Source organism: Duganella caerulea, from assembly GCF_040362985.1.
Classification (GTDB): Bacteria; Pseudomonadota; Gammaproteobacteria; order Burkholderiales; family Burkholderiaceae_D; genus Rugamonas; species Rugamonas vulcania.
Window position 1 is genome coordinate 148,706 of record NZ_BPWJ01000010.1, and the last position, 22,427, is coordinate 171,132.

Here is a 22,427-nt window from a genome sequence, read left to right on the forward strand (position 1 = left end):
ATCAACGCTCGCCCTTGAAGGTCTCGCGGCCGACTTCCACCGTGTTGGTGCCGTCGGTCAGCCAGATCTGGCCGTCCTGGATCGTGCATTGCAGCTGCATGGTGCGCTGGGCCATCTTGGCCAGCTGCTCGGTGGCGTCCGCGTCCAGGTTGATCACAGTCAGGTTCTTGCAACGCTCGACCTTGTTGGCCAGCGCCTTCCACCAGATGTGGCTGGTCGCGGCGTAGCTGTAGACGTAGACGTGCTCCGAACGGCCGCAGGCCTTCAGGATCACCTTCTCGTCCGGCTGCCCCACTTCGATCCACAGCTGGATCGCGCCGGTCAGGTCCTTCTGCCAGATGTCCGGCTCCTCGACGTCGAACAAGCCCTTGGTGAAGGTCAGCGCCTCGTTGGCGTGGATCGCGAAGGCGATCAGGCGCACCATCATGCGCTCGTCGGTCTCGGACGGATGGCGCGCCAGCGTCAGCGACTGGGTCTCGTAGAAGTTGCGGTCCATGTCCGCGATCTGCAGGTCGGCTTTGTAGATTGTTGCTTTGAGGGCCATCGGTGAATCTCTGTGTGATTATTTGAAGACGACAGTCTTGTCGCCGTTTTGCAAAATGCGGTGTTCGACAAACCACTTCACGGCGCGCGCCAGCACCACGCACTCGACATCGCGGCCGATGGCCGACAGCGTCTCCGCGTCCATCGAATGGTCGACCCGCTCGACGTCCTGCTCGATGATCGGACCTTCGTCCAGGTCGCCGGTGACGAAGTGCGCGGTGGCGCCGATCAGCTTGACGCCGCGATGGTGCGCCTGCGCGTACGGCTTGGCGCCCTTGAAGCTCGGCAGGAAGGAATGGTGGATGTTGATCGCCTTCCCTTTCAACGCCGCGCACAGGCCGGGCGACAGGATCTGCATGTAGCGCGCCAGCACCACCAGGTCGATGTTATGCGAGTTCATCAGCTCGATGATCTTGGCTTCCTGCGCCAGCTTGGCTTCTTGCGGCGCGCCGGTCGCCAGCGGCAGGTGGTGGAACGGAATATTGTAGCTGGCCGCCAGCTGGTAGAAGTCCATGTGGTTGGACACGATGGCAGGAATCTCCACCGGCAGCAGACCGCTCTTGTAGCGGAACAGCAGGTCGTTCAGGCAATGGCCGATCTTCGACACCATCAGCATCACGCGCGGCTTGTAATGGGCGTCGCGCAGCTCCCAGTCCAGCTGCATCTCCGCGCCCAGCAGGCCGAAGTCGGCGCGCAGCAGGTCGTCGCTGACGTTGCGGTCTTCCAGCGCGAAGTGCACGCGCATGAAGAACAGCTTCGATTCACTATCGCCGAACTGGGCGGAATCGATGATGTTGCAGCCGTGGTCGGCCAGGAAGCCCGATACGCGATGCACGATACCGCGCTGGTCCAGGCAAGAGAGTGTCAAAATGTATTCGGGATTGCTCATATCCACCATCGTTATAGGTCTAACAAGGCCGGTATTGTCGCACGGCTGGGCCCACACCGTAAAAATAGCACGATCGTTCAATTTGAGATATATTGGCTGCCACACTCTTCTTTGAGGATACAAAATGACAATCAACGAGACAAATCTTCAATTCCGCCTGGCGGCCCGCCCGGTCGGCATGGTCAAGGACAGCGACTGGCAGCAGGTCAGCGAGCCGGTGCGCGAACCGGCCGATGGCGAGGTCGTGGTCAAGGTGCTGTACCTGTCGCTTGATCCGGCCATGCGCGGCTGGATGAACGAGGGCAAATCCTACATCGCGCCGGTCGGCATCGGCGAGGTGATGCGCGCCGGCGGCGTCGGCGTGGTGGTGGCCTCGAAGTCGCCGGACTTCGCGGTCGGCGACTACGTGCAGGGCGGCACCGGCGTGCAGCGCTACTGGGTCGGCCCGGCCGGGGACAAGCGCCACGGCTTCCGCAAGGTCGATCCCAAGCTGGCGCCGCTGCCCACCTACCTCAACACGCTGGGCATGCCGGGCATGACCGCCTACTTCGGCCTGATCGAATCGGGCCAGCCCAAGGCCGGCGAGACGGTGGTGGTGTCCGGCGCGGCCGGCGCGGTCGGCCAGACGGTCGGCCAGGTGGCCAAGCAGCTCGGGTGCCGCGTGGTCGGCATCGCCGGAGGCAAGGACAAGTGCGACTTCGTGGTCAACCAGCTCGGCTTCGACGCCTGCATCGACTACAAGGGCGGCTCGGTCAAGGACGGCCTCAAGGAACACTGCCCGAACGGCGTCGACGTCTACTTCGACAACGTCGGCGGCGACATCCTCGACACCGTGCTCACCCGCATCAACCTGAAGGCGCGCATCGTCATCTGCGGCGCCATCTCGCAGTACAACAACACCACGCCGGTCAAGGGCCCGGCCAACTACCTGGCGCTGCTGGTGAACCGCGCGCGCATGGAAGGCATCGTCGTGTTCGACTACGCCGACCGCTACCACCTGGGCATCGCCGCGCTGGGCCAGTGGATGAAGGAAGGCAAAGTCAAAAGCAAGGAGGACATCGTGCAGGGACTGGAGCACTTCCCGCAGGCGCTCAACATGCTGTTCGAAGGGAAGAACTTCGGCAAACTGGTGCTGCAGGTGGCGGCCGAATAAATTCGGGAACTTTTCCGCGTCCGCAGCGTCTATCCTTCGGCTGCACATTCCGCCGGGCCGCAAGCCCGGCGTTTTTTTTAGTTCACGACGAGGAAGACCATGTTCCCCCAATTTATTACCCCCGCGATCAAATCGCAGATCGAGATCCTGATCACCCTGTACACCGACCTGAACCAGCGCACGCTGGAAGCCTTGCAAAGCCTGAGCGAATTGAACATGCAACTGGGCCGCGACCTGATCGCCGAAATGGGCGGCAACGTCCAGCGGCTGATGGCCAGCAAGGACGCCACGCAACTGGGCGCGGCCGTCAGCGCCCAGCTCACGCCGGGCGGCGCCGCGCTGCAAAATTACCAGAGGCACCTGGTCGACATCCTCAGCCGCGCCAACTCCAGCCTGGCGCAAACGGCCGCCACCCACATGCCGGCGGTGCGTCGCGCCGCCAACAACGTGGCCGAGGAAATCATGCACCAGGCCTCCGAACAGACCGCGCGCGCCGCCGAGCAGATGTCCAGATACCAGATGGCCAGCGAGCTGCGTCACTAAACACAGCAATCGCATCAAGCGCGCCTCGGCCCGAGTGGAACTTCCGTCAACGTAGCACCTCTAACCATGCAGAGCAGCGGGCTTCCGGCCCGCCGCTCGGGGAACCCAGACGGAATTTCATCACACTCACGAGGAGGTCTTATGGCCAGTAATTCAGGTAACGATCAAAGCAAGCCGAAAGGCACGGCCAAGCGCGGCTTTGCGGCAATGGACGAAGCAACCCAGCGCGCCATCGCCAGCAAGGGCGGCCAGGCGGCCCATCAAAAGGGCACGGCCCATGAATTCGATTCGGAGGAAGCGCGCCGGGCCGGCCAGAAAGGCGGCGAGGCGGTCAGCCGCGACCGCGAACACATGGCGCAGATCGGCCGCAAGGGCGGGGAAAGCCGGCAATCCGCGGCCCGCGCCAACGCCGCGAAAAACGCCGCGGCGTCGCACAGCGCCGGGTCGGAGCAATCGTCCAAGGGAGGCAACCAGCAAGGCGGCAAGACCGCCGAACGCTAGGCGGCAGCACGCTGGCGCCGCTTCTTTCGGTCAGGCCGCCAGCACTTCCTGCAAGCGCAGCAGCATGGAGGCATGCGCGCCCGGCGACGCGGCGGCGATGCTCGGCGAACCCAGCTGATAAGGCCGGCCGTCGATTTGCGTCACCTGTCCGCCGGCCTCGCGCACCAGCAGCGCGCCTCCGACGCAATTGATGCTGTCGTCGCCGAATTCCCAGAACGCGTCGACGCGGCCGCACGCCACATAGGCCAGCTGCAGCGACGTCGCGCTCAGGTTGCGCACCGCCGCCACGTCCGGCAGCATGGCGCTCAGCGCGGCGCCGGAGCGGCGCACCGCATGCCGGTCGCGGCCGGCGAACGGTGGCTGGCTGGTGGCGACGATGCCCTGGTAGTGGTTGGCGCGACCGTTGACGCGGATGCGCTCGCCGTTGCGGTAGGCGCCGTGACCCCATACCGCATGGAACATCTCGTCATGCACCGCGTCGAAGATCGCGGTGAACACCGGCACGCCCTCGCGCATCAAGGTCAGCGACATGGCCCAGTTCGGGATCGCGCGCAGGAATTGCCCGGCGCCGTCGATGGCGTCGCAGATCCAGTATTCACCACCGGCGGCCAGCGCGGCCGTCTCGTCGTCCTCCGGCTCGGTGGTGTCGAGCTCGTTCTCCATCCAGGCGATGCCGGGGTACAGGCGCGCCAGCGCGCGCTTCATGCCGGCGTTGGCGGCGCCGTCGATGCGATGGAAGGCGGCCATCATGTCGTCCACCTCCACCACCGGCTCGCCACGCCAAAAGGTCTCGCACAGATCGGCGCCGGCCTCGCGCACCAGCGCCAGGACTTCTTCCGTATCGATTGCAGTCATGCCGATTCCTTGTTATAAACCAAAGTCGTAGATTGCCAGCAATTCGAAACAAACACTAACTGGCGACAGACAAGTAATATCGCAATCGGGCCAAAATCATATGGGCAGTAATTATTACGGCGAGAAGCGCCTGACGGACGAGATGCCCGTCATCGTGTCCGCGCAGCACGCCGACCACAACACCGACCGCACCACGCACACCCACCATCACCCGGAGGGGCAGCTGTACATCCCGCTGCAAGGCGTGATCGTGGTCGAGGCCGGCGACGTGCGCCAGGTGCTGCCGCGTGGCCGGCTGGGCTGGATACCGCCCAATATGCCGCACGGCGCCAGCGCCCACGCCAACACCTTCAAGCCCGGCCTGGCCGGCTACACCATCCATCTGGCGCCCTCCCTGTGCGCCGACCTGCCGGCACAGTCGCGCGTGATGCGCATGTCGCCGCTGGCGGTGTCGCTGCTGGAGCGAATGTGCTCCTGGCCCCAGGGCATGCCGGCCGACGCCGCCGGACGGCGCCTGCTGACGGTGTTCCTGGACGAGATCCGCACCGCCGACGAGGAACCGCTGCACCTGACCATGCCGCGCCATGCGCGCCTGCAGGCGATGGCGGCGGCCATCGCCGACAATCCCGCCGATGAAACCGACCTCGACGAATGGGCCGCCAGGCTGGGCTGGTCGCGCCGCACCCTGACCCGCCACTTCCGCGACCAGACCGGCATGTCGCTGGTCGAATGGCGCCAGGTGGCGCGCCTGCAAAAAGGCATGGAACTGCTCAACGGCGGCGCCTCGGTGACGACCGTGGCGCTGAGCCTGGGCTACGACAGCGTCAGCAGCTTCATCGCCCTGTTCCGCCGCATCCTGGGCGTCACGCCGGCGCGCTTCGCCCAGTTCGACACCTGATCAGGCCGGCGTGCCGATGATCACGCTGGAAGCCTTGAAGATCGCGGTCGCCTCCATGCCCACATGCAGTTCCAGCGCGTCGCCGCTGTCGCGCGTGACGATGGCAGCGATGGCGCCGCCGCCCGGCAGCTCGATGCTGACCTCGGTGTTGACCGCGCCCACCTGCACCCGCGTGATCTTCCCGGTCAGTCGGTTGCGCGCCGAGAAGCGGGCGCCGCCCATCTGCGTCACCACGATCACGGACGACGCCTTGATCAGCGCGAAGGCCTCCGCGCCTTCCACCAGGCTCAGGCTGTCGCTGCTGTCGCGCGTGATGGTGGCGACGATGTGCTGGCCGCCGACAATTTCCAGCGTCACCTCATCGTTCACCGCGCCTTCCTTGAGCGTCACCACCTTGCCGCTGAACTGGTTGCGCGCGCTGGTCTTCATCTTCATCCTTTGTATCAACAGAAAATCATCGGCCAGCGCGTGCGACTGGCTGCTCAAGTGCGCCACGAACTGGCGATGCGCTTCGTCGATTTTACGGAAATTTTCCACAAGCTGCGCGCCACGCGAAGTCAGCCGTGTGCCGCCCCCGCCCTTGCCGCCGGCCAGGCGCTCCAGCAGCGGCTCGCCGGCCAGGTTGTTCATCGCCTCGATGGCGTCCCACGCGCCCTTGTAGCTCATGCCGACCGCCTTGGCGGCGGCCGTGATCGAACCGTGTTCGGCGATGGCCGCCAGCAACGCCATCCGGTCCTGCCCGCCCAGCTTCTGGCCGCCGACGGTCAGCCACACATTGCCCTGCAAGGCCATTGCTTGTTCTTCAGGCTTCATTGCGCTCCACGATGTCCATATCCCTGATTTCGGCCATGCTACCATTTTCCATCCGCAGCACATGGTCGCCGAAGGCGCGCACATCCTCGGGATCGTGCGTGATCAGCAGCATCGGAATGCCGAGCCGGCGTTGCAGCGCGTCCAGCTCGGCGCGCATGCGCTGGCGCAGGCCGGGGTCCAGCGCCGCGAACGGTTCGTCCAGCAGCAGCGCCTGCGGCTCAGGCGCCAGCGCGCGCGCCAGCGCCACCCGCTGCCGCTGGCCGCCGGACAGTTGATGCGGCAACTGATGCGCCACATGTTCCAGCTCGAACGCCTGTAGCCAGTAGCGCACCGCGTCGCCGTCGACCCGCGCCAGCGGGTTGCGCCAGCCGCGTTGCAAGCCGAAGGCGATGTTCTGCCGCACGTTCAAATGCGGGAACAGCGCGTAGTCCTGGAACAGATAGGCCAGCTGGCGCCGCTGCGCCGGTACGTCGATGCCGCCGCCGCTGTCGAACAGGCGGCGGCCCGCCACCTCGATGTGGCCGCGGTCGGGCGTGCTCAGGCCGGCCACCGCCTTCAGCAGCAGGCTCTTGCCCGCGCCAGACGGGCCGTAGATCACAATGCGCTGGCTGCTCGACGTCAGCTGCGCGCGCAGCTCGAAGGTCCGCGAGCCGGAGCGCAGGGTCTTGCCGATGTCGATATTGATTTGCATGCTCAAGCCTGCGGGTTGCGGTTAGGCGTCAATTTGTTCGCCGCGATCAGCACCACGATGCAGACCACGGAAGTGATGATCACCAACAGGTTGGCGCTGTCGTCCTGCCCCGCCTGCACGGCCTCGTACACGGCGATCGACAGCGTCTGCGTCTTGCCGGGGATGCTGCCGGCCACCATCAGCGTCGCGCCGAACTCGCCCATCGAACGCGCGAAGGCCAGCAAGGCGCCGCCCAGCACGCCGCGCCAGGCCAGCGGCAGCGTCACGCGCAGGAACACGCCGAACGGCGAGATCCCCAGCACCCTGGCGGCCTGCTCCAGTTGCGTGTCGACCGTCTCGAACGCCGCCCGCGCGCCCTTGAGCACCAGCGGGAACGCCACCACGGCCGCCGCGATCACCGCCGCCTGCCAGGTGAAGATCAGGTTGATGCCGAAGGTGCGCTGCAGCCACGCGCCGATCACGCCATGGCGGCCGATCACCACCAGCAGATAGTAGCCCAGCACGGTCGGCGGCATCACCATCGGCAGCGTCAGCAGCGCATCCAGCAGCTCGCGCCCCGGAAAGCGCTTGCGCGCCAGCAGATAGCCCAGCGCCACGCCGAACAGCAGGTCCAGCAATGTCGCCCAGCACGCCACCTTCAGCGACAGCCGCAACGCGATCCATGCCGGTTCGGCGAGAAAACCGTTTATCACGTTACGGGCGGCCGAAACCGTACTTGGCCAGGATCGCCTGGCCGGACGACGACAGCACATAGTCGGCAAACCTGCGGCCGGTCGCCGCTTGCGGCCCCGCCGCGATCACCGCGATCGGATAGCTGACCGGGGTCTCGGTCGGCACGGTGGCGACCACCTTGACCTTGTCCTTCATCACGGCCGCATCGGTGGCGTAGACAAAGCCGGCATCGACCTCGCCGCGCGCCACGTAGTCCAGGCTCTGGCGTACCGAGGCGCCGTAGATGGCCTTGGGTTCGACGGCCGCCCACAGCTTGGCCTGCTCCAGCGCGTGCTTGGTGTAGCGCCCCACCGGCACGCTGGCCGGGTTGCCCATCGTCACGCGCGCGACGCCGGCCTGCTGCAAGTCGGCGATGCCCTTGATCGGCAGCGTGGCGGCCAGCGGCGTGATCAGCACCAGGCTGTTGCTGGCGAAGTTCCTGCGGCTGGCCGGGGCCAGCAATTTCAGCGTGTCGGCCTTGTCCATCGCATCCTGGTCGGCCGAGGCGAACACGTCCACCGGCGCGCCCTTGGCGATCTGCTGCACCAGCGGATCGGAGGCGGCAAAATTGAACTGCACCTTGTCGCCCGCGTGCTCCTTCTCGTAGGCGGCGCCGATTTCCTTGAAGGCATTGGTCAGGCTGGCCGCAGCCGACACCGTGATCTCCGCAGCCGAGGCGCCCGTCGCCGCCAACATCAACACCACCCCAAGTTTCAACGCACGCATCGATTTTTCCTTTAAGTAATGAATCGCAATAAACTCGATTATATAGCGATAGTCCGGTTCCGGCACTACGCACAAGGGACTAGGAATGTTATGCTGAAATATTATTTAAAAACCATGATTGCATCCCATGCTCTTTAAAGCACTGCTTGCCCTGTTCGCGGTGGGCATATTGGCCGCGCTGCTATTGCCCCTGGTGCGGCTGCGCGGGGCCAAGCTCGACGCCGCCGGCACCGTGACGGCGCGGCGCCACCTGTGCCTGAGTGGCCTGGTCGTGGCCGTCGCGGCGGCGGCGGTTTCGGGATTTTCGTTTGCAGGTCACGCCGCCAATGTAATGGCCATCGCCCTCGCGCTGATCGCGGCCGGCGTGCAGGTGCTCTATTCCATCGACAGCCGCCCGAGGATCCTGGGCGCCGTCATCGGTCTCGTGGCCGGCGTCGCATGGCTGCTGGCCTTGCTCTTCTGTGCCATGAGCCTGGCATTCGGCAATTCACCGGTCACGGTGGCACTCGGTGACGGCCTGTACTGCAACGAAACCGTGTATGGCTTCGTGACCGGCGACTCCGGCGAGGAAACGGATCTCTACCAGCGCTACCTCGTCATCGACCACACGGTTTATCATCAGATACATTCGGACATTTATCCCAACGAGCCCCAGCCCGGGCGCGCCAAGTTCGCCACCGCGCTCGCGAGCTGCCAAGCCGGGATCAACCAGGCCCGCGCCGCCGGCGCGCATCCGGGATAGCATCGCGTGAAAGGAAGCGGCATGTGGCAGGAATCGAACCACGCCGGCGGCCGGCCATGAGCCTGCCGCCACGTCAACGCACGGACTGGCTGCGCCACGGCCGGCAGGCCGAGGGCGTGGACCTGTTCGAAGCGTTCTTCCAGGGCGCGGCGTACGGCGCGCATCGCCACGACAGCTACGCCATCGGCCTGACCATGTCCGGCGTTCAATCGTTCCGCTATCGGTCGTCGATGCGCCACAGCCTGTCCGGACAGGCGCTGGTGCTGCATCCCGACGAACTGCACGACGGCCAGGCCGGCACCAGGGACGGCTTCCACTACCGCATTGCCTACCTGGCGCCGGCGTTGCTGCAGCAGGTGCTGGGCGGCGCGCCGCTGCCGTTCATCGATGGCGGCGTCTCCGGCGACCGCAGGCTGGTCAAGGCGGCGCGCGCCCTGCTGAATAATTTCGACTCCGCGCCCGATGCAATGGAACGCGACGACGCGCTGGTCAACGTCGCCACCGCGCTGCGCCTGGTGGCCGGCCAGCCGGCGCCGGCGGGCGGCGACTTCCGCGCCGCCCAGATCGCCCGCGAACATATTGACGACGCCCTGCTCTCGCCGCTGACGCTGGACCAGCTGGCGCAAGCCAGCGGCCGCGATCGCTGGAGCCTGTCGCGCGATTTCCGGCAATTCTTCGGCACCAGTCCGCACCGCTACCTGACCTTGCGCCGCCTGGAACTGGCGCGCCGGCTCATGTTGCGCGGCATGCCGCTGGCCGACAGCGCGGTCCATGCCGGCTTCGCCGACCAGCCGCACATGACACGCCATTTCGTCGCGGCCTACGGCATCCCGCCGGCCCGCTGGCTGCGCCTGAACGCGGACGCACAAACGTTCAAGACTCGCTGAACGCGGCAGGCTACAGTGGCCGCTCCATCGTCCCCACAGGAACCGCCATGAAGCAAGTCCTCTCCCCCGCCGCCAGCGCAGCCGCGCTGTCCGAACACTGGTCGCCGCGCGTGATCGGCGACCTTGACGACAACTACATCAAGGTCGCCAAGGTGCTCGGTTCGCTGACCTGGCACAGCCACGAGGCCGAGGACGAACTCTTCTTCATCCTCAAGGGCCGGCTGCGCATCGAGATGGAAGACGGCGCGGTCGAACTGTCCGAGGGGCAGGCTTACGTCGTGCCAAAAGGCGTGCGCCACAATCCGGTGGCGGAGCAGGAATGCCTGCTCATGCTGATCGAAAAGAAAGCCACGCTGCACACCGGCGACACGGTCACCGAGAAAACCCGCTCCATCGCGCAGCAGCTCGGCTAGCTGTGCGACAGGATGTTCAGCAGCCGTCCGAACGGATCGCGCACGAACAAGCGCCGCACGCCCCACGGCTCGCTGACCGGGCCGTACTCCAGCGGCACGCGCGCGGCGACCAGGCGCCGGTGGGCCTCATCCAGGTCATCGACCTCGATCGACAGGTCCGGCACCGGCGTGCCCGAGCCGCCCTCGGATGCAAAGCTGATCTGCGGCGCAGCCTCGCCCTCGCCCGCCAGCGTCACGATCCAGCCGTGGTCCATCACCACCGACAAGCCCAGCACGCCGCCATAAAATGCCTTGGCCGCCTCGGTATCCGCCGTGGCGATGTTGCTCACTATTCGTGTTACCCGCATGTTTCACTCCTTTCATTGATGGGAGGTCCGTCAGCTGTGGTACATTCACGCCTCGATTCTTTCCAGCCGTGCCACAACATGTCCTCCCTGAAGTACCTCAGCGCCTATTCCGAACAAACCCAGCAGCAGGTGTCGCAACTCCTGGCCCAGAACCGGCTGGGCGAAGTGCTGCTCAAGCGCTACAGCAAGGCGCACGAGCTGCGCACCGACAAGGCACTGTACCAGTACGTGCAGGATTTGAAAAATGAACATTTGCGCAACGCCGAGCCGATCAACAAGGTCGAGTACGACAGCAAGATCCACGTGATCAATCACGCGCTGGGTTTGCACACGTCCATCTCGCGCGTCCAGGGCGGCAAGCTCAAGGCCAAGCACGAGATCCGCGTGGCGACGCTGTTCAAGGAAGTGCCGATCGAATTCCTGCGCATGATCGCCGTGCACGAGCTCGCGCACATCAAGGAGAAGCAGCACGACAAGGCCTTCTACAAGCTGTGCACGTACATGGAGCCGAACTACCACCAGTACGAATTCGACCTGCGGCTCTACCTCACCGAGCTGGACCAGTCGGGCAAGCGCCTGTGGAGCCCAGCGGAGTAATCTCCAGCCCCTCCATCGCGTAGCGCGCGTACAGGAAATCGCGGATGCCGATGACCTGGCCGTCCGCGAATTCGACGGCGAGCTCGTCCTCGTCCTCCATCGGCGGCATGCGCGCGCGGCGGCGCAGGAAATCCAGCGCGGCGTTGTGGGCGATGCGGTACAGCCAGGCTTGCGGATTGTCCAGCCCGCCGAACGATGCGCGCGCCGCGTACGCCTTCGCCAGCGCATCCTGGACGATGTCCTCGCCGTCGATCACCGAACCGCTCATGCGGGCGCAGTAGCGATGCAGCCTGGGTCGCATTTCGCCGAGCAGTTTTTCAAGCATCACATCGTCCATGTCCGCCTGTCTAAGCCTTGGCCGCATGGACGACATCGCCCATGATCGAGTCGATCGTAGCAAAAGCGGCAAGCTTTGGATCGACAGTCAGGGAATTCATCAAGGTAGTCATGGTTCGTCTCGGGTTGGCCAGGCCCGCCGATCGGGCCTGTTTCCTGTAAGACGACGAACCGCGACAAAACGGATCGGTCCCGCAAAAATATTTATTTGCGGGCGAGGCTCAAGCCCTCAGCATTTGCAGCAAAGCTTGGCCGTCCGGCGAGGACATCATCAGCGCCGCATGTTGCGGACGGATGAAGCCCTGCTCGCTGGCATGCTCGATGAAGCCGGTCAGGCCATCGTAAAAGCCGTCCACGTTCAGCAGGCCGATCGGCTTGGCGTGGATGCCCAGCTGCGACCAGGTCAGCATCTCGAACAATTCCTCCAGCGTGCCCATGCCGCCCGGCATGGCGATAAAGCCGTCGGCCAGCTTGGCCATCATGGCTTTGCGCTCGTGCATGTCCTTGACGATGAACTGGCGCGTCAGGCCGGTATGGCCCACTTCGCGCTCGACCAGCGCGGTCGGGATCACGCCCGTCACCTCGCCGCCCAGGCGCAGCACCTCGTCGGCGATCACACCCATCAGGCCCACCTTGCCGCCGCCGTAGACCAGCGACAGGTTGTTCTCGACCAAAGCCCGGCCCAGCGCGCGGGCCGCCTCGGCGTACACAGGATTCACACCGGCGTTGGCGCCGCAATACACGCAGATTGCTTTCACTACAGTTTTTCCTCTTCCAGTTCTCGTTTGGCCGCGTCCGAATCGAGCCGTTCCATCGCATCGCGGATGGGGCAGCGGGCGGCCTCTTCGCACAGGCTGATCGCCTCCGCCTGCTTCTTTTTACCTTCCAACATCAGCATCGCGCGCGCATAGCGGACGCGGGCAATCGCCGACTCCGGCGTCAGCGACAGCGCGATCTGAAACTGTTTATAACATTCTTCCTTTTTGACGCCGTAGGTCAGGCCGCCGATCATGGCGCCCACCTTGTCGAGGATCTCGGCGTGGTACACACCCAGCGCGATATGCGCGTCGGCGCGCTGCGGCGTCAGGCGGATCGCCGTGTCCAGGCTGTTGCGCACCTTGGCGCCCAGGCCCTGCGCCAGCGCCTTGACCACCGAGATCCCTTGCGAATACTGGCCCAGCGCGTAGGCGTGCCAGTAAAAGCCGGCCGAATTGCCAGGCTGCTCCAGTTGCTGCCGCTCGCAGCGCTCGGCCACGCATTCGAAGGTGGCGAGTTTTTTCTGCGGGCTGCGCTCCAGGTAGTGCGCGTAGATGCAGATGGCCTTGTGCGCCACCGAGTAGCCGTTCACGCCGACATCCAGCCCCAGCCGCGCGGCCCGCTCGAACTCGCCGGCATGGAAGGCGATCCACGCCTGCACCAGCAGCGGGTGGGTCGGGAACGGTTCCTGGTCGCCGCTGTGCAGCAACGGCCAGGCCGCCTCCAGGCTGGCGGGCGTGTACTGGTATGCGGGGTCGGGATACGGAAAGAGGTTCCACGCCATGACAGTCTCCGTCAGCTTTACTTGAGCTTCTTCAGGTATTCTTCGGACAGTTTCTGGAACAGCAAACTGGTTTCGTTGCGCAGATATGGACCGATCTGCGACAGCACCTGATAGCAGCCACGCGCGAGCGCATCGGCCATCGACTGCTGCTCGCTGTACTTGCGCGGATTGCGCACGTATTCGTACGACAGCCAATAGGTCGCCACCACCACCATGTTGGTGGCCATGGCGTCGATGGCGGTGTCGGAGGCTTCCAGCGATTTTTCGCTGCGCAGGTCTTCGCACAGCTGCTTGGCGACCTTGATCTTGTGCGCCAGGATCTGCTTGAAGTGCAGCTCCAGCTTGCGGTTGCGCGACAGCAGGTCGTTGAGGTCGCGGTAGAAGAAGCGGTAGCGCCAGATCAGTTCGAACATCAGGTGCAGGTACAGCCATACGTCCTCGATGTTGGAGCGGCGCCCGTTGGGCACGGTCAGGATGCGCTCGATCTCGGCCTCGAACTGCACGAAGATCGAGTTGACGATGTCGTCCTTGTTGCGGAAATGGTAGTACAGATTCCCCGGCGAGATATTCATCTCCTCGGCGATCACCGTGGTGGTGATGTTGGGTTCGCCGAATTCATTAAACAAGCGCAGCGACAGTTCGAGTATGCGTTCGCGGGTACGGCGGGGTGCTTTTTGTAGCATAGCAAGGAAACCTCTGTTTATTCTCCTGCAAGCATAACACCGATGTCACTATCTTAGAAACATCCGCACGTGCTTTTACGCGCATATGCCGGCTCAATGCCGAAAGATGCGGCTATCGGCCGCCCAACGGCGGCTAATTCGCTGCTATTTCGCGCTGGTTTTGGCCCGTGCGCGTGCGGGGGGCTTGGCCTCGGCCGGCGCGGCGGCGGTTTTTTTGGCGGCCGGCTTGGCGGCGGGCTTGGCCGGGGCCTTCGCTGCCGCCTTGGCCGCAGCGGGCTTTTTGGCCGGGGCCGGCGTGCCGCCCAGCGCGATCACCTGGCGGGTCAGTTCGTCGACACGCTGGGTCAGCGCCTCGACCTCCTTGGCGGTGGGCACGCCGATCGAGCTCAGCGCGCGCAGCACGCGTTCCTCGAACAGCTGCATGGAAAAGAACTTGCCCTCTTCCTCCTGCGCCTTGGCGAAGGCGCTCAAGCCGGCCTGCCAGATTTCCTGCGACGACATGCGGACCACTTCAGCCGTTTGCTGATCGTCATGCCGCTTCAACTTCTTTGCCATGTGAACTTCCCGAATTTGCATTGCCGATATTTTATTGTAGTCGGCAAAACTAGAGAAGGTTTTCTAATGCTCGGGAAGAAACGCCAGCCACTTGTGCTGGATTTTCTGCAGGCTGCCGTCGCGCTTGAGCTCGCGCAGCGCGCCGGCCCAGGCTTCGACCAGCTCCTTCGACGTGCCGCTGGAAAAGGCGAAATACACCTCGGCCGTGCCCAGCCGCAGCGCCACCTCGACTTCGGCGGGCCGGTGTCCCGCCCGCTCCATGGCGCCGGGCATCAGTTCCTCGCCGTCGAACCACAGGTCGAAGCGCCGGCTCATCAGCATTTTGGCGGCGATCTCGGAGGTATTGGTTTCGTCGGTCAGGTTGAAGCCCAGGCCGCGCGCCGTGTTGGCGAAGATGCTGCCGCGCCGCGCGCCGGCGTGCAATTTGTACAGGCTGGGATCGTGGCGCCGCAGCTCGGCCAGCCGGCCCTTGACGGCGTAGGCCACCAGGCGCGACGTGAAGATCGGCCCGACAAACTGCATCTGCCGCTCGCGCTCCGGGGTGCGGACCACGGTCAGCAACAGCACGTTGGGACCGGCCTCGGCCAGCGATTGCGCCCGTACCCAAGGCACGATGTCGATCGCGTCGTGGCGGCCCAGCTTGTCCTGGATGCGGTGCGCCAGCTCGACCGCCAACCCGGCCGGCTGGCCGGCGTCGGCATAGCTGACCGGCTTGCTGTCCATGCCGTAGATCTTCAGCACGGGCACGTCCGGCGCGGCCGACGCCAGGCCGGCGCACAGCAGCAACAGCGACAAACAGGACATCACGCGCATCACCAACCTCGAACTCGACCATCGATAAGGCTGATATTAAGCCAGTTTGCTGGAGAAAACTATGGCGTGGCGGCGACGTTTGCCGGACCGATGTACTTGTCGAGGAACTCCAGCAACGTTTTGTAATAAGCGATCTCGTTATTCACATAATACAAACCGTGCCCTTCCTTCTCGAAGGTGAGCCATTGCACCTTCTTGTGCTGCTCTTCGAGTGCCTCCTTCATTTTCTCGGCATGTGCGATGGGCACCCGGACGTCTTCCTTGCCATGCATAATCAGGACCGGCGCCTTGATACGGTCGGCGTGCTTGAGCGGCGAGACGTCATCGAACCGCTCCTTGTTCGACCGGGCGTCGCCGATGCGGGTCAACATGAATTCCCGCATCACCTTGTCTTCGGTCCTGTCCGAGCGGTCACGGAACATGAATTCGATATCGGAGACGCCGGCGAAGCTGACGCCGCACTGATACAGGTCCGGCGTTTTCACCAGCCCCCACAATGCCGCATAGCCGCCGTAGCTGGCGCCGGCAATGCAGATACGTTTGGGATCGGCGATGCCTTGCTTGATCAGATACTCCACCCCGGCGGTTATATCGTCCTGCATGGACAAGCCCCATTGGCCAAACCCGGCCTCCTCGAACCGCCGGCCAAAGCCGCTGGAGCCGCGGAATTGAGGCTGGAACACGGCGTAGCCATGCGCCGCAAGGATCTGCACTTCCTCGTTCCATCCCCAGTAGTCGCGGGCCGTGGGGCCGCCATGTATCAACACCACCAACGGCACGGCGCCCGGCTTGTCCGAAGGCTTGGTCAGGAACGCCGGAATGCTCAAACCATCGGCGGCGGCGTATTTAAATGTTTCCATGGGCCGCATATCGACGCCGGCCAGTTTGGGCTTGGTCACGCAGATCAGGCGCAGCTCCCCGCTGGTCACATCCAGCAGATACCATGAGCCCGGATCCACGTCGCTGGAGGACCGCACCAGCACCATGCCCTTGGGATTTCCACTGATCTGGTTAAACCGCTTTGGCAGCGCCTGGTCGATCGCTCGCTGGACCGCATCCCAAGCCGGATTGAACCAGACTTGCTGCGGCTTCATGCCACGCGTCGAGACCTGCTCAAAGGAGGCCTGGTCTATGCCATCGACACTGACAATGTCCACCGTTGGATGGCCCGCCATCAATTCGCCGAGCGCGCGATGCTTGGTGTCGTAGGCAAAGATGGCGTAGGTGTCGCGGCCGGAGCGCGAGGAGACCACCAGCGTATTGGGTTCGTCAGGCACGTAGAGCGGCGCCCAGTAATCCTCGGTGATGGAAAACTCCGCCAGCTTTTCCCACTCGGCGCCGGCCGAAGGCTTGTACCAGTTGGAGACCTTGGAGACGTCTTTCCAGAAGGCCGAGTTAACCAGGGTTACCGCGCGCAATTCGCCGCGCTTGTCGAAGGCCCATTTGATGGCCTTGCCGCTCGGGTAGCTGAATTTCCTCATCGCGCCGGTGCGCGCGTTGACCAGCCCGATGTCGCCGTCTTCCCTGTCGGTGTACACCAGCATATTCGGCGATGCAGTGTTGCCACGCTCGGCCTTGCCGATGACCTTCTCGCCCAGGCCGGCCACCTTCGTTCCGTCCAGACGTATCGATTCGGCCCTGATGCCGTAATCCACCGCCAGCAGGTCGTTATCGACCCACGTGACGGCGACCGGCGCCTTTTGAAAACTCCAATACCCTTCCTCGACTTCCTTGCCCTCGTAGATCATGCGCGGCGTTAAAGTCGCGGTATCGTAAAGAATCAGGCCGCTGTTGTTGATGTTGTAGCCGATGCCGGCGATGTGCTTGCCATCCGGCGACAAGCTGAGTGCATAGGTCGACAACGGCTCGACCGCCTGCTCGACCGTCAGCGGCCCGCCCAGCGCGGCGCGCGACGCCACCAACAACGCCAGTATCGCAACCGACATCCCCTTCATGCCCACCCCGCAAAAGTTATCAATACGGCATTGTGGCAGAAAATACCAAAGGGAATTAATTTTTTTTCGGAGGCACTACTCCTTGACGTCCTCGACGACCGGCTGCGCCAGCCGCGCCGGCGGGCCGCCGTGCACTTGCGCGTGCAGGCGGAAGCCTTCGCGGATGTTCTCGCGCAGCACCGCGCCCTTCCACGGCTTGGTGTAGAAGCGGTCGATGGCGCCGTGGTTGATGGCGGCCATGATCGGCGTCAGGTCGGCGTAGGCCGACAGCATGATGCGGAAGGTGTCCGGCGCCAGGTTCTTGACCCGCTCCATGAACTCGGTGCCGCTCATCAGCGGCATGCACTGGTCGCACAGGATCACCTGCACCCGGTTCTGCGCCAGCACATCGAAGCCCTCGGCCGCGGTCTGCGCGGTCAGGATGCGGTAGCCGTCCTGCGACAGAAAATCGGTCAGCACGTCGAGCATGAAGGCGTCGTCGTCGACGATCAGCAGGGTCTGCTGCTCGACCACGTTTTCCTCGGCCGGCGTCTGCAGGAAGCGGCCCTCGCGCAGCATCTGCTCGAACTCCTCCTCCGGCAGCGGACGGCTGAAGTAGTAGCCCTGCATCTCGTCGCAGCCGTGGCGGCGCAGGTAGGCCAGTTGCGCGTCCTTCTCCACGCCCTCGGCGATCACCTCCAGCTTCATGCTGTGCGCCATGTTGATGATGGCCAGCACGATGGCGGCGTCGTCCGGGTTGCTGGTCACCTCGCGCACGAAGGCGATGTCGATCTTCAGCTTGTCGATCGGGAAGCGCTTCAAATAGGCCAGCGAGGAATAACCGGTGCCGAAGTCGTCGATCGAGATCTTGATGCCCAGCGCCTTCAAATTCTGCAGCACGGTGATGGTCTCTTCGGCGTTGGACATCAGCGAGCTTTCGGTCAGCTCCAGCTCCAGCAGCTCGGGCGCGATGTCGTGTTTCTTGATGGCCTTGAGCACCTCCTCCTCCAGCCCGCCGACGAAGAACTGGATGCCCGAGACGTTGACCGACAGGTGCACCGCGCCCACGCCGGACTTGCCCCACAGCGCGATCTTGCGGCAGGCCTCGTGCAGCACCCAGGTGCCGACCCGCACAATCAGCCCGGTCTCCTCGAGGATGGGGATGAACAGCGCCGGCGACACCATGCCGTGGCCGGGGCGCCGCCAGCGGATCAGCGCCTCGGCGCCGCTGATGCGGCCGGTGCCGATGTGCACCTTGGGCTGGAAGTGCAGCACGAACTCCTCGTTGTCGATGGCGCGCCGCAGCGCGTTCTCCAGGTCCAGCCGCGCCAGCGACTGCGCGTTCATCTCCGAGGTGAAGAAGCGGAAGGCGTCGCGCCCGGCCTCCTTGGCGCGGTACATGGCGGTGTCGGCGTACTGGATCAGCGTGTCGGGGTCGGCGCCGTCGTCCGGGTAAACCGAGATGCCGATGCTGGCCGTGACCGTCACCTCGTGGCCCTTCAGGTCGAACGGCCGGCGCATCGATTCGCGGATCTTGTCGACCACGGCGATGGCGTTCTGCGCGCCCTCGGGCAGCATCAGGATCGCGGCGAACTCGTCGCCGCCGAAGCGGCCGATGGTGTCGCGCACCCGCAGGCAATCGACCAGCCGGCTGGAGAACTGCCGCAGCAGCTCGTCGCCGATGGTGTGGCCCAGCGTGTCGTTGACGTTCTTGAAGCGGTCGACGTCGAGGAACAGCACCGCCAGCGACCACTTGTGATCGTTGGCCTGGCGCAGCGAGTGGCTCAGCGAATCGTAGAACTGGCTGCGGTTGGGCAGGCCGGTCAGCGTGTCGAAGTGGGCCAGCTTGAGCAGGCGCTGCTCGGCCTCCTTGCGCTCGGTGATGTCGCGCGCCACCGCCACCAGGATCCAGCTGGGGCCGGAGCGCAGCGTGCGCCGCTGCACTTCCACCGACAGCGGCGAGCCGTCCTTGCGGTACAGCAGCAGCTCGGTCATGGCGCCGCTCTGGTCGCCGGACAGCAGTTTCTCGTACAGCTCCTCGAGCCGGTTCAACTCGGCGTCGCCCGGCTTGCCGGGGCCGACCTTGAGGAAGTCCTCGCGCTCATAGCCCAGCATGCGGCAGGCGGTGACGTTGACGTCGACAAAGCACATGCCGGCGCGGTCGACCAGGAAGATGGCGTCGGCGGTGGCGTCCATCGCCAGGCGGAAGCGGCGCAGGTCCTCGTCCAGGCGGATGCGGGCGTTCATGTCCAGGGTCAGCTGGGCGTGGTGGCGCTTGATCTCCTCGTACAGCAGCAGGTTCTCGTAGGCCACCGAGATCTGCGCCGCCACCGTGGCGGCGACCCGCTCGTCGACCTCGGAGAAGCCGTCCGCGCCCAGCTTGTCGACCAGGTAGAGCCAGCCGTGCACGCGCTCGCGCGAGGCGATCGGCACGCCCAGGAAGGAATGCACCGGCGGATGGCTGGCCGGCAGGCCGATGGCGGCCGGGTCGCCGTCGAGGTCGTTGATGCGGCAAGGCTGGCGCTGCTCCAGCAGGCCGCGCAGCACGCCGGCGCGCGGCGCCTGCGCGATCTGCCGGCCCGGCACGCCGGCGCCGCAGCTGGCGAAATACGACAGTTCGGCCGCGTCCGCCTGCAGCACGCCGATGCACGCGTACTTGGACACGCAGATGTTCTGCGCCACCCGGCAGCCGATCTCGACCAGCGCGCCGGGGTCGCGCTCGGCGCCCAGTTCGATGCCCAGCTCGATCAGCGCGGTCAGCCGCAGGCTCACCGCCTGCAGGCTGGAGAGCGAGCTGGTCAGGCGCTGCGTCATGCGGGTCAGGTTTTGCGGCCCGCGCTCATCGGTCTCCTGGGCCAGCTGGGACAGCTGCTGGCTGCTCGACTCCAGTTCGTCCAGGTACTCGGCCACCTTGTCGTCGATGTTGTGGAAGCGCCCCTCCTGCGGCGGCTCCGGCGCGAACGCCGGCAGCGGCTCGCGCGCGTCCGCCTCGGCCAGGCCCAGCGCCTCGTGCACGGTGCGCAGGATCACTTCCGGATCGGAAGGCTTGGGCAGCACCCAGCGCACGCCGCACGACTGCGCCACCGCCATCGCCTCGCGCTCGCGGTAGGTGGCGGTGTAGAAGATCACCGGCACGTCGGCCGTCTGCGGATCGCTGTGCAGGCGGGTGACGAACTCGTAGCCGTCCATGTTGGGCATCAGGATGTCGGAGATCACCAGGTCGGGCTTCTCGGCGCGCACCATGGTCAGGCCCTCGGCGCCGTTGGCGGCCTCCAGCAGCCGGTGGCCGCCGTAGCCCAGCAGGGTGATCAGGAACTCGCGGTTCAGCACGTGGTCGTCCACGATCAGGATGGTGGCGGTGTCGCTTTTAACCGGGGACGACACGGCCCCGCGCAAGAAAGACTCGATCTGGGTCACGAAGGTGTCCGGCTCGACCGGCTTGCCGATGTAGCCGTCGAAGCCGGCCTCCAGCAGTTTCTCGCGGTCGCCCGCCATCGCCAGCGCGGTCACGGCCAGGGTCGGGATGTGGCGCAGCGCGGGGTCGGCCTTGAGCTCGGCCACCACGCCGTAGCCGTCCAGCTTGGGCAGGTGGACGTCGCAGATGATCAGGTCCGGCACCTCGCGCCGCGCCGCCGCCACACCGGCCTCGCCGTCGGCGGCCGACAGCGGCTCGTAGCCGAACGCGCGCAGCAGGTACACCATCAACTCCATGTTGGTGGCATTGTCTTCTATGATCAGGATGCGTGCCGACACGTTGGGCTCCCCTTCTTCATCGTTCCAGCGGTAGCGCCAGGGTGAAACAGCTCCCGGCGCCGGATGTGCTGTCAAACAAAATTTCGCCATGCAGCATGGCGGCCAGGCGCTGGCTCAGATGCAAGCCCAGCCCGGTTCCCTCCAGTTCCCGCAGCTTGCCGGCCTCCAGCTGCGAAAACGCCTGGAACAGCGTGGCGCGGTCCTCGTCGGCGATGCCGATGCCGGTGTCGCTGATGCTGATCATGGCGCAGGGGCGCTCGTGGCACACGCCCTGGTCCAGCCGCACCGTGACCGCGCCCCGGTCGGTGAACTTGAGCGCGTTGTGGAGCAAATTCATCAGTATCTGTTGCAGCGCGCGGCGGTCGGCCATCACCACCAGCTCGTCGGGCACGCTGACGAAATCCAGCGCCAGCCCCTTGTGCTCGGCCTGCGGCTTAAACAGTAACAACACCTCGTCGATCAGCGGGCGGCACGGCAGCGGCGCCATGTCCAGCTTCAGGCTGCCGGTCTCGATCTGGGTCAGTTCCAGCAAGTCATTGATCAAGGATAACAGATGGCGGGCGCTGTGTTGCACCGTGCGCAGTTGTTTTTCCTGATCGTCATTAATGGGGCCAGGCAACTTCATCAACATAGTACCCGTAAAACCGATGATCGCGTTCAGCGGCGTGCGCAATTCATGGGACATGCCGTTCAAAAAACGGTCCTTGGCGGCGTTGGCGCGCGCCAGCTCGGCGTTCTTTTCCTGCAACGAACGCTCGATCCGCTTGCGCTCGCTGGTGTCGCGGATCGCGCTCATCACCAGCGTGCCCTCCTCCGAGGCGATGGGGCTCAGGCTGATCTCGACTGGGAATTCCACGCCGTCCTTGCGCAGGCCGAACAGCTCGCGGCCGCCGCCCATGGGACGCACCACCGGTTGCTGATGAAAGTCGCGCCGGTGGCGCACGTGGCGCTCGCGGAAACGCGCCGGCATCAGCTGCTCCAGCGCCATGCCCCGCATGGCCTCGCGCGGATAACCGAACAGGGCCGCGGCCTGCTCGTTGACCAGCACCACGCGGCCGCCGGCGTTGGCCAGCACGATGGCGTCCGGCAGCGATTCGAGCAGGTCGCCGAAGCGCGCCTGCACCAGCTTGGCGTCGCGCAGCACCTTGAGCGCGGTGACGTCTTTTTTGGTCCACAAAATATACTCGGGCTGGCCGTCGTCGTCGCGCACCAGCTTGGACGAGCTGTCGATGTACACCAGCGTGCCGTCCTTGGCGCGGCGCATGGTTTCATAGTTGGCGACGCCGCTGGCCAGGGTCTCGCGCACCACGTCGTCCTCGGCGCCATCCCCGGCGGCCGGCGCGATCAGTTCGGCCAGGCGGCAGCCCAGCGCCTCGTCGCTGCTGTAGCCGAACATCGCCCGCGCGCCATTGGTCCAACAGACGACTTCGCCTTCCAGCGAAGTCAGCACAACGGCGTCCGGTGTTTCGTTGAGGATCAGAGTGCCGAAGTCAGTCGCCATGGT

At 64.9% G+C, this 22,427-nt stretch carries 25 protein-coding genes; 8 read left to right on the forward strand and 17 right to left on the reverse strand.

The features are described 5' to 3' along the window. Window position 1: 1 nt before the first annotated feature. On the reverse strand, window positions 2-544 hold the full coding sequence (locus tag ACUJB0_RS26335) for a YaeQ family protein (protein ID WP_161086175.1): 543 nt from the start codon (window positions 542-544) through the stop codon (window positions 2-4). An 18-nt stretch (window positions 545-562) separates the two neighbouring features. After that, window positions 563-1,432 carry a formyltetrahydrofolate deformylase gene (gene purU / locus ACUJB0_RS26340; RefSeq protein ID WP_444847821.1) on the reverse strand — a complete coding sequence of 290 codons (870 nt, stop codon included), beginning with the start codon at window positions 1,430-1,432 and terminating at the stop codon, window positions 563-565. A 124-nt stretch (window positions 1,433-1,556) separates the two neighbouring features. Here purU and ACUJB0_RS26345 point away from each other — a divergent pair, with 124 nt between their 5' ends. The 3 genes from ACUJB0_RS26345 (at window position 1,557) to ACUJB0_RS26355 (ending at window position 3,629) form a co-directional block, all read left to right on the forward strand. Further along, entirely contained in the window at window positions 1,557-2,585 is a 1,029-nt protein-coding gene (locus ACUJB0_RS26345) for an NADP-dependent oxidoreductase (protein ID WP_444847822.1), read from the forward strand. Window positions 2,586-2,684: 99 nt separating this feature from the next. Continuing rightward, window positions 2,685-3,128, forward strand: coding sequence for a TIGR01841 family phasin (gene phaP, locus ACUJB0_RS26350; protein ID WP_444847823.1), 444 nt, complete (start codon window positions 2,685-2,687; stop codon window positions 3,126-3,128). Window positions 3,129-3,269: 141 nt separating this feature from the next. Next, complete coding sequence (locus tag ACUJB0_RS26355) at window positions 3,270-3,629, forward strand: KGG domain-containing protein (protein WP_161092206.1); 360 nt, start codon at window positions 3,270-3,272, stop codon at window positions 3,627-3,629. Window positions 3,630-3,659: 30 nt separating this feature from the next. Here ACUJB0_RS26355 and ACUJB0_RS26360 read toward each other — a convergent pair whose 3' ends face one another. After that, window positions 3,660-4,484, reverse strand: a complete 825-nt coding sequence (locus ACUJB0_RS26360) for an inositol monophosphatase family protein (RefSeq protein WP_444847824.1) — start codon at window positions 4,482-4,484, stop codon at window positions 3,660-3,662. 100 nt (window positions 4,485-4,584) lie between these two features. Between ACUJB0_RS26360 and ACUJB0_RS26365 the strand changes: the two genes are divergently transcribed. Further along, window positions 4,585-5,382 carry a helix-turn-helix domain-containing protein gene (locus tag ACUJB0_RS26365; protein ID WP_444847825.1) on the forward strand — a complete coding sequence of 266 codons (798 nt, stop codon included), beginning with the start codon at window positions 4,585-4,587 and terminating at the stop codon, window positions 5,380-5,382. Here ACUJB0_RS26365 and ACUJB0_RS26370 read toward each other — a convergent pair whose 3' ends face one another. From ACUJB0_RS26370 to modA, 4 genes are read right to left on the reverse strand one after another with little or no spacing between them, the layout of a single operon-like run. Continuing rightward, a complete protein-coding gene (locus tag ACUJB0_RS26370; protein ID WP_444847826.1) occupies window positions 5,383-6,195 on the reverse strand; it encodes a TOBE domain-containing protein in 813 nt (270 codons plus the stop codon). Continuing rightward, window positions 6,185-6,886: an ABC transporter ATP-binding protein gene (locus ACUJB0_RS26375; protein ID WP_444847827.1), complete on the reverse strand. Its 702-nt coding sequence runs from the start codon at window positions 6,884-6,886 to the stop codon at window positions 6,185-6,187. Before ACUJB0_RS26375 ends, ACUJB0_RS26370 begins: the two co-directional genes overlap by 11 nt. 2 nt (window positions 6,887-6,888) lie before the next feature. Further along, complete coding sequence (gene modB / locus ACUJB0_RS26380) at window positions 6,889-7,575, reverse strand: molybdate ABC transporter permease subunit (RefSeq protein ID WP_444847918.1); 687 nt, start codon at window positions 7,573-7,575, stop codon at window positions 6,889-6,891. Between the two features lie 4 nt (window positions 7,576-7,579). Further along, complete coding sequence (modA, locus tag ACUJB0_RS26385) at window positions 7,580-8,323, reverse strand: molybdate ABC transporter substrate-binding protein (protein ID WP_444847828.1); 744 nt, start codon at window positions 8,321-8,323, stop codon at window positions 7,580-7,582. 127 nt (window positions 8,324-8,450) lie between these two features. Between modA and ACUJB0_RS26390 the strand changes: the two genes are divergently transcribed. Genes ACUJB0_RS26390 through ACUJB0_RS26400 form a run of 3 tightly spaced genes read left to right on the forward strand, consistent with a single transcriptional unit; the run spans window position 8,451 to window position 10,365 of the window. Continuing rightward, entirely contained in the window at window positions 8,451-9,065 is a 615-nt protein-coding gene (locus ACUJB0_RS26390) for a hypothetical protein (protein ID WP_444847829.1), read from the forward strand. Between the two features lie 56 nt (window positions 9,066-9,121). After that, window positions 9,122-9,952: an AraC family transcriptional regulator gene (locus tag ACUJB0_RS26395; protein WP_444847919.1), complete on the forward strand. Its 831-nt coding sequence runs from the start codon at window positions 9,122-9,124 to the stop codon at window positions 9,950-9,952. 47 nt (window positions 9,953-9,999) lie between these two features. Further along, the gene (locus ACUJB0_RS26400; RefSeq protein ID WP_444847830.1) at window positions 10,000-10,365 is read left to right on the forward strand and encodes a cupin domain-containing protein; all 366 of its coding nucleotides are present in this window, start codon (window positions 10,000-10,002) and stop codon (window positions 10,363-10,365) included. On the opposite strand, the gene ACUJB0_RS26405 is transcribed toward ACUJB0_RS26400, so the two are convergent. After that, window positions 10,362-10,712, reverse strand: a complete 351-nt coding sequence (locus ACUJB0_RS26405; RefSeq protein WP_444847831.1) for a VOC family protein — start codon at window positions 10,710-10,712, stop codon at window positions 10,362-10,364. The two genes, ACUJB0_RS26400 and ACUJB0_RS26405, sit on opposite strands and share 4 nt — an antisense overlap. Before the next feature lie 78 nt (window positions 10,713-10,790). Here ACUJB0_RS26405 and ACUJB0_RS26410 point away from each other — a divergent pair, with 78 nt between their 5' ends. Next, window positions 10,791-11,309, forward strand: a complete 519-nt coding sequence (locus ACUJB0_RS26410; RefSeq protein ID WP_444847832.1) for a YgjP-like metallopeptidase domain-containing protein — start codon at window positions 10,791-10,793, stop codon at window positions 11,307-11,309. Here ACUJB0_RS26410 and ACUJB0_RS26415 read toward each other — a convergent pair. From ACUJB0_RS26415 to ACUJB0_RS26455, 9 genes are all read right to left on the reverse strand, one after another. Beyond that, window positions 11,260-11,646: an RNA polymerase sigma factor gene (locus ACUJB0_RS26415; protein ID WP_444847833.1), complete on the reverse strand. Its 387-nt coding sequence runs from the start codon at window positions 11,644-11,646 to the stop codon at window positions 11,260-11,262. The genes ACUJB0_RS26410 and ACUJB0_RS26415 overlap by 50 nt on opposite strands. A gap of 220 nt (window positions 11,647-11,866) precedes the next feature. Continuing rightward, window positions 11,867-12,403 (reverse strand): LOG family protein, encoded by a 537-nt coding sequence (locus ACUJB0_RS26420; RefSeq protein ID WP_444847834.1) that lies wholly within the window; start codon window positions 12,401-12,403, stop codon window positions 11,867-11,869. Beyond that, entirely contained in the window at window positions 12,403-13,185 is a 783-nt protein-coding gene (locus ACUJB0_RS26425) for a tetratricopeptide repeat protein (protein ID WP_444847835.1), read from the reverse strand. Before ACUJB0_RS26425 ends, ACUJB0_RS26420 begins: the two co-directional genes overlap by 1 nt. 17 nt (window positions 13,186-13,202) lie before the next feature. After that, a complete protein-coding gene (locus ACUJB0_RS26430) occupies window positions 13,203-13,868 on the reverse strand; it encodes a TetR/AcrR family transcriptional regulator (protein WP_008446927.1) in 666 nt (221 codons plus the stop codon). A gap of 144 nt (window positions 13,869-14,012) precedes the next feature. Then, a complete protein-coding gene (locus tag ACUJB0_RS26435; protein ID WP_444847836.1) occupies window positions 14,013-14,423 on the reverse strand; it encodes a phasin family protein in 411 nt (136 codons plus the stop codon). A gap of 63 nt (window positions 14,424-14,486) precedes the next feature. Beyond that, window positions 14,487-15,227 carry a substrate-binding periplasmic protein gene (locus ACUJB0_RS26440; protein ID WP_444847920.1) on the reverse strand — a complete coding sequence of 247 codons (741 nt, stop codon included), beginning with the start codon at window positions 15,225-15,227 and terminating at the stop codon, window positions 14,487-14,489. 68 nt (window positions 15,228-15,295) lie between these two features. Continuing rightward, complete coding sequence (locus tag ACUJB0_RS26445) at window positions 15,296-17,191, reverse strand: alpha/beta hydrolase family protein (RefSeq protein WP_444847837.1); 1,896 nt, start codon at window positions 17,189-17,191, stop codon at window positions 15,296-15,298. Window positions 17,192-17,266: 75 nt separating this feature from the next. Continuing rightward, on the reverse strand, window positions 17,267-20,923 hold the full coding sequence (locus ACUJB0_RS26450) for an EAL domain-containing protein (RefSeq protein WP_444847838.1): 3,657 nt from the start codon (window positions 20,921-20,923) through the stop codon (window positions 17,267-17,269). A gap of 16 nt (window positions 20,924-20,939) precedes the next feature. Continuing rightward, entirely contained in the window at window positions 20,940-22,424 is a 1,485-nt protein-coding gene (locus tag ACUJB0_RS26455; protein WP_444847839.1) for a PAS domain-containing sensor histidine kinase, read from the reverse strand. Between the last annotated feature and the right edge of the window lie 3 nt (window positions 22,425-22,427).

Bases quoted from the DNA above. Each gene is read 5' to 3' on its own strand.
- ACUJB0_RS26335 (WP_161086175.1), bottom strand. From the start codon at position 544: ATGGCCCTCAAAGCAACAATCTACAAAGCCGACCTGCAGATCGCGGAC.
- purU (WP_444847821.1), bottom strand. From the start codon at position 1,432: ATGAGCAATCCCGAATACATTTTGACACTCTCTTGCCTGGACCAGCGC.
- ACUJB0_RS26345 (WP_444847822.1), top strand. From the start codon at position 1,557: ATGACAATCAACGAGACAAATCTTCAATTCCGCCTGGCGGCCCGCCCG.
- phaP (WP_444847823.1), top strand. From the start codon at position 2,685: ATGTTCCCCCAATTTATTACCCCCGCGATCAAATCGCAGATCGAGATC.
- ACUJB0_RS26355 (WP_161092206.1), top strand. From the start codon at position 3,270: ATGGCCAGTAATTCAGGTAACGATCAAAGCAAGCCGAAAGGCACGGCC.
- ACUJB0_RS26360 (WP_444847824.1), bottom strand. From the start codon at position 4,484: ATGACTGCAATCGATACGGAAGAAGTCCTGGCGCTGGTGCGCGAGGCC.
- ACUJB0_RS26365 (WP_444847825.1), top strand. From the start codon at position 4,585: ATGGGCAGTAATTATTACGGCGAGAAGCGCCTGACGGACGAGATGCCC.
- ACUJB0_RS26370 (WP_444847826.1), bottom strand. From the start codon at position 6,195: ATGAAGCCTGAAGAACAAGCAATGGCCTTGCAGGGCAATGTGTGGCTG.
- ACUJB0_RS26375 (WP_444847827.1), bottom strand. From the start codon at position 6,886: ATGCAAATCAATATCGACATCGGCAAGACCCTGCGCTCCGGCTCGCGG.
- modA (WP_444847828.1), bottom strand. From the start codon at position 8,323: ATGCGTGCGTTGAAACTTGGGGTGGTGTTGATGTTGGCGGCGACGGGC.
- ACUJB0_RS26390 (WP_444847829.1), top strand. From the start codon at position 8,451: ATGCTCTTTAAAGCACTGCTTGCCCTGTTCGCGGTGGGCATATTGGCC.
- ACUJB0_RS26395 (WP_444847919.1), top strand. From the start codon at position 9,122: ATGAGCCTGCCGCCACGTCAACGCACGGACTGGCTGCGCCACGGCCGG.
- ACUJB0_RS26400 (WP_444847830.1), top strand. From the start codon at position 10,000: ATGAAGCAAGTCCTCTCCCCCGCCGCCAGCGCAGCCGCGCTGTCCGAA.
- ACUJB0_RS26405 (WP_444847831.1), bottom strand. From the start codon at position 10,712: ATGCGGGTAACACGAATAGTGAGCAACATCGCCACGGCGGATACCGAG.
- ACUJB0_RS26410 (WP_444847832.1), top strand. From the start codon at position 10,791: ATGTCCTCCCTGAAGTACCTCAGCGCCTATTCCGAACAAACCCAGCAG.
- ACUJB0_RS26415 (WP_444847833.1), bottom strand. From the start codon at position 11,646: ATGGACGATGTGATGCTTGAAAAACTGCTCGGCGAAATGCGACCCAGG.
- ACUJB0_RS26425 (WP_444847835.1), bottom strand. From the start codon at position 13,185: ATGGCGTGGAACCTCTTTCCGTATCCCGACCCCGCATACCAGTACACG.
- ACUJB0_RS26430 (WP_008446927.1), bottom strand. From the start codon at position 13,868: ATGCTACAAAAAGCACCCCGCCGTACCCGCGAACGCATACTCGAACTG.
- ACUJB0_RS26435 (WP_444847836.1), bottom strand. From the start codon at position 14,423: ATGGCAAAGAAGTTGAAGCGGCATGACGATCAGCAAACGGCTGAAGTG.
- ACUJB0_RS26440 (WP_444847920.1), bottom strand. From the start codon at position 15,227: ATGTCCTGTTTGTCGCTGTTGCTGCTGTGCGCCGGCCTGGCGTCGGCC.
- ACUJB0_RS26445 (WP_444847837.1), bottom strand. From the start codon at position 17,191: ATGAAGGGGATGTCGGTTGCGATACTGGCGTTGTTGGTGGCGTCGCGC.
- ACUJB0_RS26455 (WP_444847839.1), bottom strand. From the start codon at position 22,424: ATGGCGACTGACTTCGGCACTCTGATCCTCAACGAAACACCGGACGCC.